The sequence below is a fragment of the Gemmatimonas sp. genome (assembly GCF_031426495.1).
Classification (GTDB): domain Bacteria; phylum Gemmatimonadota; class Gemmatimonadetes; order Gemmatimonadales; family Gemmatimonadaceae; genus Gemmatimonas.
Map to the genome: position 1 here is coordinate 1 of NZ_JANPLK010000004.1, position 18,667 is coordinate 18,667.

An 18,667-nucleotide genomic window follows, 5' to 3' on the forward strand; every position below is an offset into this window, starting at 1 on the left:
CGGCGGCGGTGTGCGCGTCATCGATCCGTCGCATCACCTGTTCACCATCACGGACGACCGCGAGTTCAACGTCGAGTTGTACGTGAACAAGGGACGGGGCTACATCGAGAGCGATCAGCATCCCGCCGACAAGAATCTCTCCGTCGACGTGGTGCGTATCGATGCCATCTATAGCCCGGTGCGCCGCGTCAACTTCGCCGTCTCCGAGACGCGCGTTGGACAGCGTACCGACTATGACCGTCTCACGCTGACCGTCGAAACCAACGGCACGATGTCGCCCGAGGAAGCGGTGAGCTACGCAGCAGCGCTGGCCCAGACCCACTTCCAGTATTTCGTGGGCTTCGGGTCGTCGGCTTCCGCACAGCCTGGCGCAGGGGGCGACGGCTCCAACAGCGACGCGCTGCGCTTGGCCGAACTGTTCCGCACTCCGATCGACGATCTCGAACTCTCGGTTCGCTCGGTCAATTCACTCAAGAACTCGAACATCCGCTCGCTCGGCGATCTGGTTCGCCAGACCGAGGCGCAAATCCTTCAGGTCAAGAACTTCGGCAAGAAGTCTCTGCAGGAAATCGCCGCGCTGCTCGAGAAGGAAGGGCTCAATTTCGGCATGCGATACGAGGAGAGCACAGATGGTGTGCGTATCCTCGATATGGGCACCCCGCCCAGCCGCGCGGCCGAGAACGCGCCTGACGACGAAGACGACGAGGAGTAATTCCCATGCGCCATCGCAAGGCAAACCGCCAACTTCGGCGGACGAGTGAGCAGCGCCTCGCGCTGCTTCGCAACCTCGCTACCTCGCTCATTGAGCAGGGTGCGATCGAGACGACTGAGGCGAAGGCGAAAGAACTCCGCCCCTTCGTTGAGAAGCTGATTACAAAGGCCCGGACCGGCACGCTCCACGCGCGCCGCCTGGCTGGCAAGCACGTCCACAAGCGTGAGGCGGCCGACAAGCTCTTCCAAGAAATCGGCCCCATGTTCGCCACGCGACCGGGCGGTTATACGCGCATTCTCAAAACCGGCCACCGCAAGGGTGACGGTGCGGAAATGGCGCGGATCGAATTGGTCCAGAGCTGAGGATATCGGACATGGCTATCGATAGACACCGCTGCTACGTCTGCGACAAGGGCGTTGCCTTTGGAAACAGCGTCTCGCACGCGAACAACAAGACGCGCCGGACCTGGAGACCCAATCTCCAAGTGGTGCGTACCCTCAGCGAAGGGAAGGTCATCAAGGTCAAGGCCTGCACGCGGTGCATCGCGGCCGGTAAGATCACCCGCGCGCCGCGCGGTCAGGTTGCCGTCGCGTAACTCGCGTACGGTGACGTCTCAGCGGGGAGCTCGCAGTTGCCGGGCTCCCCGCTTTGTACATATGCCTTCCGTTGTCGCCACTCACGACTCCTGACTTCCGACTGAGTACTCTGTTGAAGACTGCACTGATCACCGGGATTACCGGACAGGACGGCTCCTACCTCGCCGAGTTACTGCTCGCCAAGGGCTACCGCGTCGTCGGCGTTGTGCGTCGCTCGTCCACGACGCCCTATGAGCGTATCGCCCATCTCGTCGATCGCGTCGAACTCGTGTCGGCCGATCTGCTCGATCAGACGTCGCTCACCGACGTCGTACATGAAACGCAGCCCGACGAGATTTATAATCTCGCCGCGCAGAGCTTCGTACAGACCTCGTGGACCCAGCCCGTGCTCACTGGTGAATTCACCGCGCTCGGTGTCACCAGGATGCTGGAGGCGATGCGCAAAGCTGCGCCCAAGTCGCGCTTCTATCAGGCCAGCTCCAGCGAGCAGTTCGGAAAGGTCGTTGAAACGCCGCAGCGCGAGTCCACGCCGTTCTATCCGCGCTCGCCGTACGGCGTCGCCAAGGTCTACGGCCACTGGATCACGGTGAATTATCGCGAAAGCTTCAACCTCTTCGCGGTCTCCGGCATTCTGTTCAATCACGAGTCGCCGCGTCGCGGCCTCGAGTTCGTCACGCGCAAAATCACCGACGCCGTCGCCCGCATCAAACTCGGCCTGCAACATGAGCTGCGACTCGGCAATCTCGAGGCGCGTCGTGACTGGGGCTTCGCTGGTGATTACGTCGACGCCATGTGGCGCATGCTTCAGCTCGATGAGCCCGACGACTTCGTGATCGGAACGGGCGAGACGTACTCCGTACGCGATTTCTGCGGCGCCGCGTTCGGCGCCGTGGATCTCGATTATCTCGAGTATGTGAAGCAGGATGAGAAGTTCTTCCGGCCGGCCGAGGTGGATCTGCTGGTAGCTGATCCGTCGAAGGCCGAGCAACGGCTTGGCTGGACGCCCAAGGTGCCCTTCGCCGAGCTGGTGAGCATGATGGTTGCCGCCGATCTCGCGCGGTACGAACGCCAGCGGTGATGCCGTCGTGAAGCGCGTGCTCGTGACCGGAGCCGCCGGCTTCGTCGGGTCATATTTGCTCGAAGCACTTCGGGACGCAGGGGGCGAGCTGTTCGCGCTCGCCACTGATCCTCCCGGCGCGCCGGCCGCATTGGGCGGGGATGCCCAATGGTTATACGGTGACCTCCGGGACGCGGAGTACGTGGCGCATGTCGTAGCCACCGCGCGGCCCGATACGGTGATTCACCTCGCGGCGATCTCGCACGTGCCGACGGCGGCCGCTGATCCGGCGCTCGCGTGGGACGTCAACGTCACCGCGACCGCGCGCCTGCTGCACGCGCTCGGCCACGCCCGCGACGCCGGGACGATTGACCCCACCGTGCTGATCGTCGGCAGCGCCGAGCAGTACGGACGTCATGAGACCCATGAATTTCCGCTGCTCGAAAGCTCCGTGCAGGCCCCGCGAACGGTGTACGCTGCCACCAAGACCGCGCAGGAGGTGCTCGCCTTGCAAGCTTGGCGGGCGACGGGGCTCAACGTGGTCGTCGCGCGCAGCTTCAACCACAGTGGCCGAGGGCAGCCGACGCGATTCCTGCTCCCAGCATTGGTGCAGCGCGCGGTCGAACTCCGCGGCGCCGCGCCGGGAACGACCATGCCGGTTGGGAATCGCGCGCCGATCCGCGATTTCCTCCATGTAAGTGACGTCGTTGCTGCGTATATTTCACTCTGCCAACGGGGCACGCCTGGCGAGGCGTACAACGTGGCCAGCGGCACCGGGTGGTCGGTGCAGCAGATACTCGACCGGGTCTTGGCGCGTGCCGGTGTGCAGGCGACGCCCGTCGAAGATCCGTCGCTGGTACGCCCGGTTGACGTCCCCGTACTGATCGGGGATTCGCACAAATTGCAGCGCGCCACCGGATGGTCCGCCACGCGCGCTCTTGACGACATCATCGACGATCTCCTCCATGCCGCGACGCTCTGACCTGCAACGGATTCTCGTGATCGGCTCCGGACCGATCGTAATCGGACAGGCTGCTGAATTTGATTACTCCGGAACGCAGGCGATCAAAGCCCTGCGCGAAGAGGGGTACGAGGTCATCCTCGTGAATTCCAATCCGGCCACGATCATGACCGATCCGGAGTTCGCTGACCGCACGTACATCGAACCGGTCACGGCCGAGTTTGTCGAAAAGGTGATCGCGAAAGAGCGCCCGGACGCGGTATTGCCCACGATGGGCGGACAGACGGCGCTCAACGTCGCGCTCGCGCTGTACGACAGCGGGGTGCTCGACAAGTACGGCTGCGAACTCATTGGTGCCAACGCGCGCGCCATTCGCGTCGCCGAAGATCGCAAGCTTTTCGGTGAAGCCATGACGAAGATCGGGCTCACCTGTCCGACCGGCCGCACCGTCACCACGCTCGAGGACGCGATCGCTGGTGTTGAAGAGACTGGATTTCCGTCGGTTATCCGGCCGTCGTTCACGCTCGGCGGTACCGGTGGCGGCATCGCGTACAACCGCGAAGAATTCGAGACGATGGTGCGACGTGGTCTCGACTTGTCGCCCGTGGGCTCGGTGCTCATCGAGCGCTCGCTGCTGGGCTGGAAGGAGTATGAACTCGAAGTGATGCGCGATTGCGCCGACAACGTGGTGATCGTCTGTTCGATCGAGAATCTCGATCCCATGGGCGTGCATACCGGTGACTCGATCACCGTCGCGCCCGCGATGACGCTCACCGATCGTGAGTATCAGACCATGCGCGACGCGGCCGTGGCCATCATCCGCGAAATCGGGGTCGATGCCGGCGGATGCAACATTCAGTTTGCCGTGAATCCGGCCAACGGCGATTTGATCGTCATCGAGATGAACCCGCGCGTGTCGCGCTCGTCGGCCCTTGCGTCCAAGGCTACGGGCTTTCCGATCGCGCGTATCGGTGCCAAGCTCGCCGTGGGATACACGCTTGACGAAGTACCGAACGACATCACCAAGACGACACCGGCCAGCTTCGAGCCCGTGCTCGATTACGTGATCGTGAAGTGCCCGCGCTTCGCCTTCGAGAAGTTCACGTCGTCCGATCCGGGCCTGACCACGCAGATGAAGTCCGTCGGCGAGTCGATGGCGATCGGTCGCACGTTCAAGGAGGCCTTCCAGAAGGCGCTGCGCGCACTCGAGACGGGTCGCAGCGGCTGGACCGTCGGCGAGCGTCTCGTCGACGACCGACTCGTCGAGGGGTCGAAGGAGGAGCTGCGTGGCGCACTCCGTCGCCCGACGCCGGAACGCATCTATCAGCTCAAGCGGGCCATGCTGCTGGGCATGGGCACGGCCGAGCTGCACGAGATCACGGGTATTGATCCGTGGTTTCTCGATCAGTTGCACGAGCTGATCGTCGCTGAGGCGGAGTACCAGCAGAAGCCGTTGGTGGATGCCGATAGCATGCGTCGCATGAAGCGTCTCGGCTTCTCCGATCGACAGCTCGGTGCGCTGCGCGGTGGCACCGAACACGAGGCCCGCGCCATGCGCTGGTCGCTCGGCGTGCGCCCGTCGTACAAGATGATCGATACCTGTGCCGGTGAGTTTCCCTCTACCACACCGTATCTGTACGGCTGCTACGACGAGGAGAGCGAGGCGGCCACCGAAGGACGGCCGAAGGTCGTCATTCTCGGGTCGGGCCCCAATCGTATCGGGCAGGGCGTCGAGTTTGACTACTGCTGTGTGCGCGCCGTGTTGGCGCTGCGCGAGCGGGGATACGAGACCATCATGGTCAACTCGAATCCGGAAACGGTCTCCACCGACTTCGATATCTCCGACAAGCTGTACTTCGAGCCGCTCACGCTCGAAGACGTGCTCGAAATTGTGCATCGCGAGAATCCGCTCGGCGTCATCGTGCAGCTCGGTGGTCAAACGCCGCTCAAGCTCACGCGACCGCTCGAGGCGGCCGGTGTGCGCATTCTCGGCACATCACCCGACGCCATCGACATCGCCGAGGATCGTCGTCGCTTCGAAGCGATCGTGCGTGAACTCGGTATCGCGCAGCCGGCGAACGGAACAGCCACCAGCGTGGACGAAGCCGTCGAGATCGCCGATCGAATCGGGTATCCCGTGCTCGTGCGCCCATCGTACGTGCTCGGCGGTCGCGCGATGGAAATCGTCCATGACGCCGCGTCGTTGCGTGGTTACTTCGAACGTGCGGCACGCGTGAGCGAAGACCGCCCGGTGCTCGTCGACAAGTTCCTCGAGGATGCGTTCGAGGCCGACGTCGACGCGCTCTCCGATGGCACGAATGTGGTGATCGGTTCGGTCATGGAGCACATCGAGAGTGCCGGTATTCACTCCGGTGACTCCGCGTGCGTGCTGCCGCCGTATCTGATTCCGCAGGAAGCGGCCGATCAGATGCGCGCACACACCGTGGCCTTCGCCAAGAAGCTGGGCGTGGTCGGATTGATCAACGTGCAGTATGCCTACAAGGACGGCGTGGTCTACGTCATCGAAGTGAACCCGCGTGCCTCGCGCACCGTGCCGTTCGTGTCGAAGGCGATCGGCGTGTCGCTCGCCTCCGTCGCCGCGCGTCTGATGCTTGGCGAAACGTTGGCCGAGATCGGCTTCACCTCGGAAATCGTGCCGCCCTTCTTCAGTGTGAAGGAAGCAGTGTTCCCGTTCAACAAGTTCCGCGAGTTCGACCCGGTGCTCGGCCCCGAAATGCGCTCCACCGGTGAAGTCATGGGCATCGATGAAGACTTCGGCACGGCGTTCATGAAGTCACAGCTGGCCGCCGACAACGCGCTCCCGCGTATCGGTGCGGTCTTCATCACCGTCAACGATTCCGACAAGCCCAGCGCCGCGAAGTTGGCGGCGCGCTTCCACGAACTTGGCTTCACGCTCTACGCGACCAGCGGAACCGCGGCGTATCTGCGCGCGCGTGACATTCCCGTGCAGTCGGTGCTCAAGGTCAGCGAAGGCCGGCCGCACGGCGTCGATATGATCCTGAACGGCGAGATTCATCTACTCGTGAACACGCCGCTCGGCAAGCACGCGCAGGTCGACGACGAACGCCTGCGGCAGGCAGCGATCAGCAACCGCGTGCCGTATACCACCACGCTGTCCGCCGCCAGCGCCGCGGCCGAAGCCATCGCCGCGCGTCAGTCGCGTGAGCCGGGCGTGCGGTCGTTGCAGGAGTGGCACGTGATTCTCGCCGCGTCGCTGGCGGCCAACGCCGCGCCCATTGGTGCGGCGTGAGCATTCCCGGCATGATCGCTTCCGCCGGGCAGGGGCACGTCGCACTCGGCGTCGCGCTCGGTGACGGCGCGCTCGTACACGAGTCGGCGTACGTCGAGGCCGGTGCGGTGATCGGCGCGGGTACGCGCGTCTGGCATTTTTGTCACGTGCTCGGCGGCGCCGCCATCGGTGCGCGCTGTTCGCTCGGCCAGAACGTGGTGGTCATGAATGGGGTCGTCGTTGGCGACAACGCGAAAATCCAGAACAACGTGTCGTTATACGAAGGCGTGGAACTCGAGGCCGATGTCTTCTGCGGCCCCTCGATGGTCTTCACCAACGTCTACAACCCGCGTAGCGCGGTATCGCGCAAGAACGAGTATCGGCGCACACTGGTGCGCCGCGGGGCGACGATCGGGGCGAACGCCACGATCGTCTGCGGCGTCACGATTGGACGTTTCGCGTTCATCGGCGCCGGCGCCGTGGTCAATCGCGACGTGCCCGATTACGCGCTCATCGCCGGCGTGCCGGGCCGTGGCATCGGCTGGATGTCGGAAGACGGACACAAGCTCGAGTCACTGAGCCTGGCCGGTGCGGAAGGTGAGCGCGAACTGCTCCGCTGCCCGGGCACCGACGTGCGATACGAACGCCATGGCGACGTCGTCGTTCGCCTCGGGGGAACGGTATGACGGAGACCATCATTCCGGTCGGGCAGCGCATTCGGGTGGCGTTGCTGGGATGCGGGCGGATTTCCAGGAATCACTTCGAGGCGCTCACCAAGCTTCCGGGGCTGCAACTCGTTGCGGTGTGCGACATCATTGCCGAGCGCGCGCAGCTGGTCGGCACGCAGTACGATGTGCCGTGGTTCACCAGCTACGAGCAGATGCTGAGCGATGTCCCGAGTGACGCGGTCATCATCGCGACGCCGTCCGGATTGCATCCGCAGCACGGCATTATGGCCGCAAAGGCCGGCCGGCATGTGATCTCCGAGAAGCCGATGGCGATTTCGCTCGCCGCTGCCGACGCGCTCGTGCAGGCCTGCGACGACCACCACGTACACCTGTTCGTCGTGAAGCAGAATCGACTCAATCCGCCGATCGTACTGCTCAAGCGCGCGATCGATCGGGGGCGCTTCGGTCGGATCTACATGGCAAATTGTACGGTGCGCTGGACGCGTCCGCAGGACTATTACGACCAGGCGCCGTGGCGTGGGACGTGGGAGTTCGACGGCGGCGCGTTCATGAACCAGGCCTCGCACTACGTCGATCTGGTGCAGTGGCTCGTCGGCCCGGTCGAGAGCGTTATGGCCAAAACGGCGACGATGGCGCGACGCATCGAGGCCGAAGACAGCGGGGCGGCGGTCCTCAAGTTCCGCTCCGGCGCCATCGGCGTCATCGAGGTCACGATGCTCACCTTTCCACGGAATCTGGAAGGATCGATCACGATCCTCGGCGAGAAGGGCAGCGTGAAAATCGGCGGGACGGCTGTCAACAAGGTCGAACATTGGACCTTTGCCGATTACGATGACGACGACAAGCTCGTCGAACAGGCGAACACCAACCCGCCAAGCGTGTACGGTTTCGGGCACGAAGGGTACTACCGCAATGTCGAGTCGGTGCTGCGCGGCGACGCGCGCCCCGACACCGACGGTCGTGCCGGTCGCAAGTCGCTCGAACTTATTCTGGGGATCTACGAATCGGCGAAGACTGGCCGCGACGTGCCCCTGCCGCTTCGCGTCAACATCTGAACCAAACCGTCATGGCCGTTCCTCTTCTGGACCTCAAGGCGCAGCACGCCACCATCCGTGATGAAGTCGTCGCCGCCGTCATGGACGTCGTGGATCAGCAGGCGTTTATCCTCGGAGATCCGGTCGCGCAGCTCGAGTGCAGCGTCGCCGGCCTCTCGCACGTCAAGTACGCCGTCGGCTGCGCCAACGGCACCGACGCCTTGCTGATGGCGCTGCGCGCCCTCGATGTCGCAGTTGGCGATGAAGTGGTCACCACGCCGTTCACGTTCTTCGCGACCGCTGGCGCCGTGCACAACGTCGGCGCGCGCCCGGTGTTCGTCGATATTGATCCGCGCACATTCAACATTGCGCCCGACGCCATCCGTGACGCTGTTGGTGCAAAGACCAAGGCTGTCATCGCGGTTGACCTGTTCGGTCAGATGGCGGCGATTGAGCAGGTCAACGACGCCGCCCAAGGACGGCCGGTGATCGAAGACGCCGCCCAGTCGATCGGGGCGAGCCGGCTGATCAACGGTGCCACGGTGATGGCCGGTGAGGCCGCGACCATCGGCACGTACAGCTTCTTTCCTTCGAAGAATCTCGGCGGGTACGGCGACGGTGGCATGATGGTCACGCAGGACGACGCGCTCTTCGAGGCGCTCATGAAGCTGCGTACCCACGGCAGCCGCCGGACCTACTTTCACGAGATCGTCGGCTACAACAGCCGCCTGGATGCACTGCAGGCGGCCGTGTTACGCGCCAAGCTGCCGCATCTGGAGTCGTGGAGCGCGGCACGTCGCCGGAACGCCGCCTATTACGATGCGGCGTTTGCCGATCTTGCCGATGTCGTCACACCGTTCATCGATTCCGCCAACACGTCGATCTATAACCAGTACACGATCCGGGTGCCCAAGCGCGATGCGCTCCAGGCGCACCTCAAGGATCGCGGGATCGGCTGCTCGGTGTACTATCCGCTCCCGCTGCACTTGCAGCCGTGCTTCGCGTATCTCGGGTACCAGCAGGGGCAATGCCCCGAATCGGAACGCGCGGCGCTCGAGGTGCTGTCGCTGCCTGTTTTCCCCGAGCTCACCACTCTGCAACTCGATGAAGTGATCGGGGCAGTGCGAGCCTTCTTTGGACGCTGAGGCGTACGACATGGCCGATTCCCCGTCGATGAAAGACCACCTGCTCTCGAAAATTCAGGACCGCACCGCCGTCATCGGCGTGATCGGTCTGGGCTACGTCGGGTTGCCGCTCGCGATGGAGTTTGTGCACGCGGGCTTTCGCGTCATCGGGTATGACGTGAGTCAGCGGGTGATTGATCTGCTCATGGCCGGTCAGTCACACATTCAGGACATCCCGAGCCAGGTCGTGCAGGAAGCGGTGGCGGCCGGAAGTTTCGTGGCGACGGCCGTCGAGTCTCGCATCGGCGAGTGCGACGCCATCTCGGTGGCCGTGCCCACTCCGCTGTCCAAGACGCGTGATCCCGACATGGCCTTCGTGCTCGCCGCCGCCGACGCCATCGCGCGGCAGGCGCATCCGGGCATGTGCGTGGTGCTGGAAAGCACCACCTATCCGGGCACCACGCGCGAATTGCTGCAGCCGCGGCTGGAGGCGATGGGGCTCACGGTCGGCACGGATGTGTTCGTGGCGTTCAGTCCCGAGCGCGTCGACCCGGGTAATCCGATCTACCAGACCAAGAACACCCCCAAGGTGGTCGGCGGCGTCACGCCAGCCTGTGTCGAGGTCGCCAGTGCGCTCTACGCGAGCTGTATCGACGTGGTCGTCCCGGTCTCTTCGCCGGAAGCCGCTGAGCTCGTCAAGCTGCTCGAGAACACGTTCCGGGCCGTGAACATCGGCCTGGTGAACGAAATCGCGATCGTGTGTGACAAACTGGGCGTGGATGTCTGGGAAGTCATCAACGCCGCCGCCACCAAGCCGTTCGGGTTCATGAAGTTTACGCCGGGCCCCGGCATCGGGGGCCACTGCATTCCGCTCGACCCGCACTATCTCGCCTGGAAGATGCGCACCCTCAACTACAAGACGCGCTTCATCGACCTCGCCAGCGAGATCAATTCCAATATGCCGCAGTGGGTCGTCCAGAAGGTGGCCGATGCGCTCAACGAGGTCCGCAAGGCAGTGCGCGGCAGTCGCGTGCTCGTGCTCGGCGTGGCCTACAAGCGCGACATCGATGACGTGCGCGAAAGCCCGGCTCTCGACGTGATCCGCCTGCTCGAGGAGCGTGGCGCCCACGTGGAATTCCACGACCCGTTCGTGCACGAGTTCCGTGAGGACGGGCATAGCCGCAAGGGTGTCGAACTCAGCGACGAAATGCTCCGGTGGGCGGACGCGGTCGTGGTCGTCACGGATCACAAGCACGTCGACTACCAGCGCGTCGTGGATCACGCGGCATTGCTCGTCGACACCCGAAACGTCACGGCCGGGCTCAAGCCCGGGCGTGCTCGCATTATCCCACTGGCGTCCGGCACTCGGACCGTGGGCGCTGCATCATGAACCGAGCTCCCGTTGGCGGAAAGGATCCGCGTTCGGTGCGTCGGGTACCAGAGTCCGCATGAGTCACCGACTGTCTCGCGTTGAATTTCGCCTGTTGATGCTGCTCGGCGTTGCCGCAGCATTGGCCGGCTGTTCTCGCGGTTTCCAACCTCGCGATTACGCGAATCCTGAAGCGCTCTTCCGTGCATCCCTGCTGGAGTTCCAGCGGCAGAAGTGGGACAACGCGAAGATCGGCTTCGAGCGCCTGACCAGTGATCTGTCGGCGCGTGATCCGCTATTGGCTCCAGCGTACTTCTATTTGGCGCTGTCACACGAGCGACAGAAGGAGTACCTGCTCGCGGCGCAGGCGTTCGAACGGATCACCGATGGTTTCCCCGACGACACGCTCGCGCCGACCGCGATGCTGGGCGTCGGCCGTAGCTACCAGAGTCTGTGGCGTCGACCGTCCCTCGACCCCGAGAATGGGCAGAAGGCCGTCTCGATCCTTCGGGCGCTCCTGTCGTCCTATCCTGAGAGCAAGGAGACGGACGATGCCAAGAAGCGCATTGTCCAGCTCGAAGAGTGGATGGCGCAGAAGGACTACGACACCGGCGTGCATTACGTGCGCGTCCGTCGCTCCATCGACCCGGCGATCATCTACTTCAAGGATGTCGTCACCACGTACCCGAGCACAAAGGCGGCCCGCCTCTCGTGGCTGCGGCTGCATGAGCTGTACACAAAGATCCGCTGGAAGGAAGATGCCGCGGAAACGTGTACCGCCATGTGGCGCGCGTACCCAGGTGATCCGTTAGTCAAGGCCTCCTGCGGCGCCCAGCCCGCCGATTCGGCCACCGCCGCCAAGGCGCCGCCTCCGGCGGTCATGTCGCCAGTCGCCTACGCACGCCCAGGTCCGGTGCGTCGCGGATGACCCGCACGGCCTGACGTCGATGCGCATCGGCATCCTTGGCGGAAGTTTTGATCCGCCGCATGTCGGCCACCTCCTGGTGGCGCAGGATGCCCTCGACGAGCTCGCGCTCGATCGTCTGCTCGTCGTGCCGGCGGCCCAACAGCCGCTCAAGGGCGGGAACCAGACGCCCACCGCGCACCGGCTGGCGATGGTTGAGGCCTGCTTCGGCGGGATCCCGCGCATCGAGGTCGACCCCATCGAAATCGATCGGGGCGGGTTATCTTTCATGGTTGACACCGTGGAGTCTCTGCGCCGACGTTGGCCGTCGGCGATGCTTCACCTGCTGGTCGGCGATGACGTGGTCTCCACGTTGCCGCGTTGGCGCGAGGTGACTCGGTTGTTGTCGATGGTGCAGCTGGTTGTGCTGCACCGCGCCGACCGAGGTCACGATGTCGCCGCGCTCGCCGGCCCGCTGGCAAGCATCGGAGCATCGACGGCACGACGACTGGCGACGCGACGCGTCGACCTGTCATCAACCGAAATCAGGGCACGGGTACGGGACGGGCGCTCCATTCGGGGCTTCGTTCCGGACCCCGTGGCGACGTACATAGCGACCACCGGACTGTATCTCGAGAATTCCCGGGAGTTGTCGACTGCGGAGGGCCCAGCGCGCGCCTGATGGCGAACGGGGACTTCGCGGTCGCGACGCCCTTGCCATGAGGTTCGTATGCTGAAGGGCTTGATTGGACGTGTGTTCGGCACACGTCATGAACGTGAGCGGAAGCGGGTGCAGCCGGTGCTGTCCGAGATCCATGAGATCGAAGCGCGCCTCGCCTCGTTGTCCGACGAAGAGATCCAAGGGCAGACCGCCAAGTTCCGCGGCATGCTGGCCGAACGCACCGGACCGATCGAACAGCGGATCGCCGAACTCAAGGCCGCCAAGCACGATTCCGCCGATGCGGCGGATCGTGAACGCATCGATCTCGAACTGCAGGGTGCCGATGGTCGCGGCGGCGTGGAAGGCGAGCTGCGCACGGCCATCGCCGACGTGCTCGACGAGCTGCTCCCGGAGGCCTTCGCCACCGTGCGTGAGGCCTGCCGGCGACTCAAAGGCTCTACCGTTCTGGTGACGGGCAACGAGATCACGTGGGACATGGTGCCGTACGATGTCCAGCTGATTGGTGGTATTCAGCTGCACCTCGGCCGCATTGCCGAAATGGCGACCGGCGAAGGCAAGACGCTCGTCGCCACGCTCCCGATGTATCTCAATGCGCTGCCGGGACGCGGCGCACATCTCGTGACGGTGAACAACTATCTCGCCCGTCGCGATTCGCAGTGGATGGGGCACCTGTATCGGTGGCTGGGACTTACGGTCGGCTGCCTCGACGACACCGAGCCGGGTACGTACGAGCGTCGCGCGGTGTACGGCTGCGACATTGCGTACGGTACCAACAACGAGTTCGGCTTCGACTACTTGCGCGACAACATGGTGGTCTCGCTTGAGCAGCGCGTGCAGCGCACGCACATCTTCGCGATCATCGACGAAGTGGACTCGATCCTCATCGATGAAGCGCGGACGCCGCTCATTATCTCGGGCCCGGTGGGCAACGAGAGCGACGGGCGCTATGCGGAGTTCAACACCGCGGTCGAGCGTCTCGTGCGTCGCCAGTCCGAGCTGGTGAACACGCTCGTCGGAGAAGGCGAGCGCGCGCTCGAGACGAAGGACGAGCAGGACGCCGCGCTCAAGCTCTACAAGGCGCAGCTTGGCGGCCCGAAGAACAAGCGGCTCGTGAAGGCGCTGCAGGAATCCGGTGTGAAGCAGCTCGTACAGCGCATGGAGCTCGACATCATTTCGGACAAGAAGCTCCCGATGAGCAAGCGGACGTATCGAGAGATCGAGGACGACCTGCTCTACGTGCTCGATGAGAGGGGGCACACCGTGCACCTGACCGAGCAGGGGCTCGACTATCTGTCGCCCGAGGCGCACGACCAGTTTGTGCTCCCCGACATCTCGCTCATGATCGGCAAGCTCGATCGCGATCATGACATCTCCGCCACGGAACGCCTCGAGCAGCGCAACGCGATCGAGCGCGAGTACGCGCTCAAGAGCGAGCGGTTGAACATCATCCATCAGCTGCTGCGCGCGCATGCCCTGTACGAGCGTGACGTAAACTACGTCGTGCAAGAAGCGCAGGTGCTCATCGTTGATGAGTTCACCGGCCGTACCATGCCCGGTCGCCGGTGGAGCGAGGGGCTGCACCAGGCCGTCGAAGCCAAGGAGCGCGTGCAGGTCAAGGGCGAGACGCAGACGCTCGCCACGATCACGATTCAGAACTACTTCCGCATGTACGAGAAGCTGGCCGGCATGACTGGTACGGCCGAAACGGAAGAGAACGAGTTCCACGAGATCTACGGTCTGTCGGTGTCGGTGATTCCGACCAACAGGCCGATCGCGCGCGATGATCGCCAGGACTACGTCTACAAAACGCGTCGCGAGAAGTACAACGCGATCGTCGACGAAACGAAGCGACTCCACGAGCTCGGGTATCCCGTGCTGGTCGGAACGGCCAGCGTCGAAGCATCCGAAACGCTGGCGCGACTGTTCGCGCGCGCCGGGCTCAAACACAACGTGTTGAACGCGAAGTATCACCAGCGCGAGGCCGAGATCGTGGCGGGCGCGGGTCATGCGGGCGCGATCACGATCGCGACGAACATGGCCGGTCGCGGCACCGACATCAAACTCGGCGCCGGAGTCACTGAGGCGAAGGCTTCGACTGTCACCGATCCCGATGGCAAGGAGCTTGAGATCTCGGAGACCGGGGGATTGCATATCATCGGCTCCGAACGTCATGAATCACGACGTATTGATCGCCAGCTTCGTGGGCGGTCCGGCCGACAGGGCGACCCCGGCGCGTCGCAGTTCTTTCTGTCCCTCGAAGACGACCTGATGCGGCTCTTCGGGTCCGACCGGATTGCTAAACTGATGGATCGTATGGGCGCGCAGGATGGCGAAGTGCTCGCGCATCCGTTGATCTCGCGTTCCATCGAACAGGCACAGAAGCGCGTCGAACTGCAGAACTTCCAGTCGCGCAAGCGGCTGCTCGAGTACGACGACGTGATGAATCAGCAGCGCGAGGTGATCTACTCGCTGCGTGCCTTCGCGCTCGAGGGCGGTGAAGAGCTCAAGGGCGAGGCGCTCAAGATGATCGACCGCGGTGTGCAGCGTCGCGTCGAGCAGGCGCTGGCCACCTTCGACAAGCAGGAAGATTGGGACTTCGAGTATGTGCAGCAGGATCTCCTGATGCATTACATGCTCCAGGTGTCGGCCTTTGCCGAAGGCGCGCGTGCGGGCTCGGTGGAGGAGGCGCAGGCGATTGCCGTCGAGGCCGGGCGCGCGGCATTCGACCAGAAGCTCGATAGCCTGAACGCCGTCACCGACGAGAGCGGGCAGGGTTTCGCCGATCGTCTCCTCTCGCTCGTCACGCTCAACGTGATCGACGAGAAGTGGAAGGATCATCTCTATGATCTCGACCAGTTGCGCGCGTCGATTCACTATCGGTCGTGGGGCCAGAAGGACCCGCTCGTCGAGTACAAGCAGGATGCCTACACGATGTTCGAAGATCTCATGCACGATCTCGCGAACACGTTCACCGAACGCTTCCTCAAGGCGCAGTTGGTGTTCGAGCCGTCGCCGATGGAGAGTTTCGAGTCGGCACCGCCGATGGACGAATTCCCGCGGCAGGATACGCGTCCGACCAAGCGGTACAATGCTCTCGGCATTCTGGAGGACATCCCCGCCGAGGAACTCGAGCTCGTGGATGCGATCGACGAGGAGCTCGACGTTGATTTCGACGAGTCGACGGACGAAGGCATGGCGGAGCCGGCGCGGCCGATCGCGCGCGGTACCCCTGCCGTGGTCGGCGCCGGACCGGTGCGGTCTCTCGAGGTGGGTGGGGGAGCACTACCGCCAGGCTGGGAATCGACGCCGCGGAACAACGCCTGTCCCTGTGGCTCCGGGAAGAAGTTCAAGAAGTGCCACGGAGTGAATCTCTAGACGCTGCACGCCGGGTTGGGCCATCCTGACGCAGCCGCTGACAGGCTGCTGACGGCTAGGGCGCATCGTGGGGCAACCCACGAGCGGGCCCGGCCCGGCGCGACAGAGCGGAGAGGCAGGAGGGGTCGCGTCGGGTAGGCCGCCGGGGGGACCGGAGTCGGACGGCCAGGGCTGGTGGAACCCGAACCGGGAACATCTGGTATATTTACGGAATCCCCTTCCGTGAGCGCCTCCAATGCGTATGAGGTCTTTCTGCGGCCTATTGGCCGTACTTGCTCCCGCTCTGCCGTTGTCGGCACAATCCACCGGCGGCGACGGCTTCTTGTTCTCGCCACCGCATGCGACATGGTCTATTCGCGGCGGCTTCTCTCGGGCGAGCGCCTCCAGCGACGTGTTCTCCTTCGTCACCGATCGGCTTACCGTCGATCGCGGCGACTTCAGCGGTCTCTCGCTCGCGACCGATCTGGCCTTTCGTGTTCATTCGCGAGTCGACCTGCTGCTCGGCACCGGCATCAACACGCGCGTGAAGCGCTCCGAGGATCGCGACTTCATCGGCACCGATGATTTGCCGATCGAACAGCGCACGACGTTCCGGCGCATTCCGATCACGGCGGGGCTGAAACTGCATCTGCGTCCTGAAGGGCGCAGCATCAGCAAGTTGGCGTGGGTGCCCAGCAAGTTGTCACCGTACCTCGCGGCAGGTGGTGGGATGATGTACTACCTGTTCAAACAGGACGGGGAGTTCGTGGATTACCAGACGCTTGACGTATTCCGTACAGCGCTTAAGTCCACCGACGTGTCGGCCATGGCCTTCGGTTCCGTCGGGACGACGTATTCGTTGACGCCGCACATCGGGCTCAATGCGGAGTTGCGCTACGAGCATGCGCGTGGCGCGCTCAGCTCCGATTTTCGGGATTTCTCGCCGATCGATCTGTCCGGTGTCGGCCTGACCGCCGGCCTTCTCTTCCGCTTCTGAGGACGACCTCATGACTTCGATCCAACACGTTGGTGCACTGCGCACGGCGCGCGTCACGGCGATCGCATCGATGCTCGGCGCCGGAGTACTGTCGGCGCAGTCAGTCGCGGGGCAATCCGTTGACCCGCGGTTTCAGCCTTGGATGGGCTGCTGGACGCCGTCGGCGCAGTCGATAGGGTCTGGCGTTGGACAGACACCAAAGCCACCCTCCATGGCCTGCGTCGTGCCCTCGGCGACGATCGCCGGAAGCGTCGACCTCGTGGTATTCGACAGCGCTAACGTCGCGACGCGAGCCGCCGTGCCGCTTCCCGGTACGCGCATGCCGAAGTCGATCGACGGCTGCACCGGCACCGAGACGGCGACGTGGATGCCGGATGAGCGTCGACTTCTCATGCAGGCGGAGCTGTCCTGCGGTCGAGGCGCCAAGCGGCTCGAGACGGGATTGATGACGATGTCGTCGGCTGGTGAGTGGATGCAGGTGCAGCATCTCGACGTCGGCGGAAATTCTGCGACCTCGGTGATGACGCTGCGCTACGTCGTCGATTCCCTCGGCGAGTGGGCGCGCCTCGGCGCCAGTTCGGCCCCGTCCACGCCGTCGCTACGTCTTGCGGTCGGCGCCCCGTTACTCAACAGCGACGTGCTCGCGGTGGCGAAGCGTGCGCCGGCCGCTTTGACGGAAGCGTGGCTGACCGAAACACGGCAACAGTTCTCGGTGAACGGCAAGGAACTCGTGCGGTTGGCGGACGGAGGCATGCCGCCGCGCGTCATCGACCTCATGATCGCGATTTCCAATCCCGAAACGTTCGCCGTTCGCACACCCAGTGCAGATCGCAGTCGGCCCATGGCGGGGGATGTCCTCACCGGGGGGATCTCGAGCTCACGTCTGCGTGGCGGGTGCCGCCGGATGGATGATTTTTGTTACGGCCCTGGTGGTCTGGGTGCGTGGGGTCTCGGCTGGCAGTATGGCTTGAGCCCGTTCGACCCGTATAGCCTCCGATACGGCTACGGCGGACTCTACAGCCCGTATGGATTCGGCAACGGCTATTACCCGGGCAACACGCCGGTCATCATCGTGAATCGGGGTGACTCGGATCCGTCCGCCCGTGTGAATCTGGGGCGTGCGGTCCGCGGTGCCGGATACACGCGCGCGAACTCGGGCGGTTCGTCGTCTCCGGCTCCATCAAGCATCTTCGGGGGTAGTAGCCAGTCCGGCAGCAGCGGGGCTGGCAGCAGCGGCCCGAGCGGCAGCGGCACGGGTGCGGGAAGTAGCTCCGGTGGGGGTGACGCGGGTCGGACGGCGAAGCCGCGGGGCAGTGGCGGGAACTGATCGCTCGATGGGGCTAGGCATGGTCGAGTGAGGTTCAAGGGCGGGCAATCCTGATGGAATGCCCGCCCTTTTTTTGCTGCTCTGTCACATAATTGGTCATTGAGGTGTTGACACTCGGGCTCAGATGGGTTTATATCCCCGACCCGCCGAGACGGTTGAACGTAGCCGACTCGACCATGGCATTTCGATGCATGTGGCGTTGTGGGGGTTTTCGTTCACCGGCTCCGGCTGGTGTGTCGTTGCTTCAGCGGGCCGCAGTCTCTCAGGCATAGCCTAGCAGGGACCGGTGCGAAGCGCGGCAAGCGCTGTCCTCCAGTGGAGGCGCGGCGGCCGATCGGGCTGCGGGCGATGCGGTATTCGTGCTGGTCACGAACGCGCTTCGAACTCGTAAAAAAGCTCAACCGGACGCCTTGACGAGAGCAGCACGGCGGTTTATTAATACGATCTGCCGCAGAGAACGTGGCGAAACGAAAAAGGTAACTGACGCAACCGCAAGCGGTTGCGCTCACATAGCAGGGAAGTAGCATCGCTGTTTGACAATCGAAGTTCGAGATCGATGGATGTGTGGGACGGTATCACTGACCTGCGGCTTCTTCAGGGCTGCAGCGAGA

15 protein-coding genes are annotated in these 18,667 nt (G+C 63.8%); all 15 read left to right on the plus strand.

Features of this window, described 5'->3' with window-relative positions; all coding sequences use genetic code 11:
- On the plus strand, positions 1-712 hold a 712-nt coding region (locus tag RMP10_RS02125), incomplete at its 5' end, for a DNA-directed RNA polymerase subunit alpha C-terminal domain-containing protein (protein ID WP_310568832.1).
- Positions 713-717: 5 nt separating this feature from the next.
- Positions 718-1,074, plus strand: coding sequence for a 50S ribosomal protein L17 (rplQ, locus tag RMP10_RS02130; protein WP_171224248.1), 357 nt, complete (start codon positions 718-720; stop codon positions 1,072-1,074).
- A gap of 11 nt (positions 1,075-1,085) precedes the next feature.
- Positions 1,086-1,307, plus strand: coding sequence for a 50S ribosomal protein L28 (gene rpmB, locus RMP10_RS02135; RefSeq protein WP_171224249.1), 222 nt, complete (start codon positions 1,086-1,088; stop codon positions 1,305-1,307).
- Between the two features lie 113 nt (positions 1,308-1,420).
- Positions 1,421-2,386, plus strand: coding sequence for a GDP-mannose 4,6-dehydratase (gene gmd / locus RMP10_RS02140; protein ID WP_310568833.1), 966 nt, complete (start codon positions 1,421-1,423; stop codon positions 2,384-2,386).
- Positions 2,349-3,347: a GDP-mannose 4,6-dehydratase gene (locus tag RMP10_RS02145; protein WP_310568834.1), complete on the plus strand. Its 999-nt coding sequence runs from the start codon at positions 2,349-2,351 to the stop codon at positions 3,345-3,347. Before gmd ends, RMP10_RS02145 begins: the two co-directional genes overlap by 38 nt.
- Positions 3,331-6,597 carry a carbamoyl-phosphate synthase large subunit gene (carB, locus tag RMP10_RS02150; protein ID WP_310568835.1) on the plus strand — a complete coding sequence of 1,089 codons (3,267 nt, stop codon included), beginning with the start codon at positions 3,331-3,333 and terminating at the stop codon, positions 6,595-6,597. Before RMP10_RS02145 ends, carB begins: the two co-directional genes overlap by 17 nt.
- An 11-nt stretch (positions 6,598-6,608) precedes the next feature.
- Positions 6,609-7,262, plus strand: a complete 654-nt coding sequence (locus RMP10_RS02155; protein WP_310568836.1) for a DapH/DapD/GlmU-related protein — start codon at positions 6,609-6,611, stop codon at positions 7,260-7,262.
- A complete protein-coding gene (locus tag RMP10_RS02160; protein ID WP_310568837.1) occupies positions 7,259-8,320 on the plus strand; it encodes a Gfo/Idh/MocA family oxidoreductase in 1,062 nt (353 codons plus the stop codon). Before RMP10_RS02155 ends, RMP10_RS02160 begins: the two co-directional genes overlap by 4 nt.
- Positions 8,321-8,331: 11 nt before the next feature.
- Positions 8,332-9,444 (plus strand): DegT/DnrJ/EryC1/StrS family aminotransferase, encoded by a 1,113-nt coding sequence (locus RMP10_RS02165; protein WP_309673150.1) that lies wholly within the window; start codon positions 8,332-8,334, stop codon positions 9,442-9,444.
- 10 nt (positions 9,445-9,454) lie between these two features.
- On the plus strand, positions 9,455-10,813 hold the full coding sequence (locus tag RMP10_RS02170) for a nucleotide sugar dehydrogenase (RefSeq protein ID WP_309673149.1): 1,359 nt from the start codon (positions 9,455-9,457) through the stop codon (positions 10,811-10,813).
- Between the two features lie 58 nt (positions 10,814-10,871).
- Positions 10,872-11,720: an outer membrane protein assembly factor BamD gene (gene bamD / locus RMP10_RS02175; protein WP_310568838.1), complete on the plus strand. Its 849-nt coding sequence runs from the start codon at positions 10,872-10,874 to the stop codon at positions 11,718-11,720.
- Positions 11,721-11,739: 19 nt separating this feature from the next.
- The gene (nadD, locus tag RMP10_RS02180; RefSeq protein ID WP_310568839.1) at positions 11,740-12,378 is read left to right on the plus strand and encodes a nicotinate (nicotinamide) nucleotide adenylyltransferase; all 639 of its coding nucleotides are present in this window, start codon (positions 11,740-11,742) and stop codon (positions 12,376-12,378) included.
- Positions 12,379-12,426: 48 nt separating this feature from the next.
- On the plus strand, positions 12,427-15,753 hold the full coding sequence (gene secA / locus RMP10_RS02185) for a preprotein translocase subunit SecA (protein WP_310568840.1): 3,327 nt from the start codon (positions 12,427-12,429) through the stop codon (positions 15,751-15,753).
- Between the two features lie 235 nt (positions 15,754-15,988).
- A complete protein-coding gene (locus RMP10_RS02190) occupies positions 15,989-16,729 on the plus strand; it encodes a hypothetical protein (RefSeq protein ID WP_309673144.1) in 741 nt (246 codons plus the stop codon).
- 10 nt (positions 16,730-16,739) lie between these two features.
- On the plus strand, positions 16,740-18,056 hold the full coding sequence (locus RMP10_RS02195; protein WP_310568841.1) for a hypothetical protein: 1,317 nt from the start codon (positions 16,740-16,742) through the stop codon (positions 18,054-18,056).
- Positions 18,057-18,667: the final 611 nt, after the last annotated feature.

Coding starts and splice junctions, on each gene's coding strand:
- nadD (WP_310568839.1), top strand. CDS start 11,740: ATGCGCATCGGCATCCTTGGCGGAAGTTTTGATCCGCCGCATGTCGGC.
- RMP10_RS02160 (WP_310568837.1), top strand. CDS start 7,259: ATGACGGAGACCATCATTCCGGTCGGGCAGCGCATTCGGGTGGCGTTG.
- RMP10_RS02170 (WP_309673149.1), top strand. CDS start 9,455: ATGGCCGATTCCCCGTCGATGAAAGACCACCTGCTCTCGAAAATTCAG.
- RMP10_RS02155 (WP_310568836.1), top strand. CDS start 6,609: ATGATCGCTTCCGCCGGGCAGGGGCACGTCGCACTCGGCGTCGCGCTC.
- carB (WP_310568835.1), top strand. CDS start 3,331: ATGCCGCGACGCTCTGACCTGCAACGGATTCTCGTGATCGGCTCCGGA.
- RMP10_RS02190 (WP_309673144.1), top strand. CDS start 15,989: ATGCGTATGAGGTCTTTCTGCGGCCTATTGGCCGTACTTGCTCCCGCT.
- secA (WP_310568840.1), top strand. CDS start 12,427: ATGCTGAAGGGCTTGATTGGACGTGTGTTCGGCACACGTCATGAACGT.
- rpmB (WP_171224249.1), top strand. CDS start 1,086: ATGGCTATCGATAGACACCGCTGCTACGTCTGCGACAAGGGCGTTGCC.
- rplQ (WP_171224248.1), top strand. CDS start 718: ATGCGCCATCGCAAGGCAAACCGCCAACTTCGGCGGACGAGTGAGCAG.
- RMP10_RS02165 (WP_309673150.1), top strand. CDS start 8,332: ATGGCCGTTCCTCTTCTGGACCTCAAGGCGCAGCACGCCACCATCCGT.
- bamD (WP_310568838.1), top strand. CDS start 10,872: ATGAGTCACCGACTGTCTCGCGTTGAATTTCGCCTGTTGATGCTGCTC.
- RMP10_RS02195 (WP_310568841.1), top strand. CDS start 16,740: ATGACTTCGATCCAACACGTTGGTGCACTGCGCACGGCGCGCGTCACG.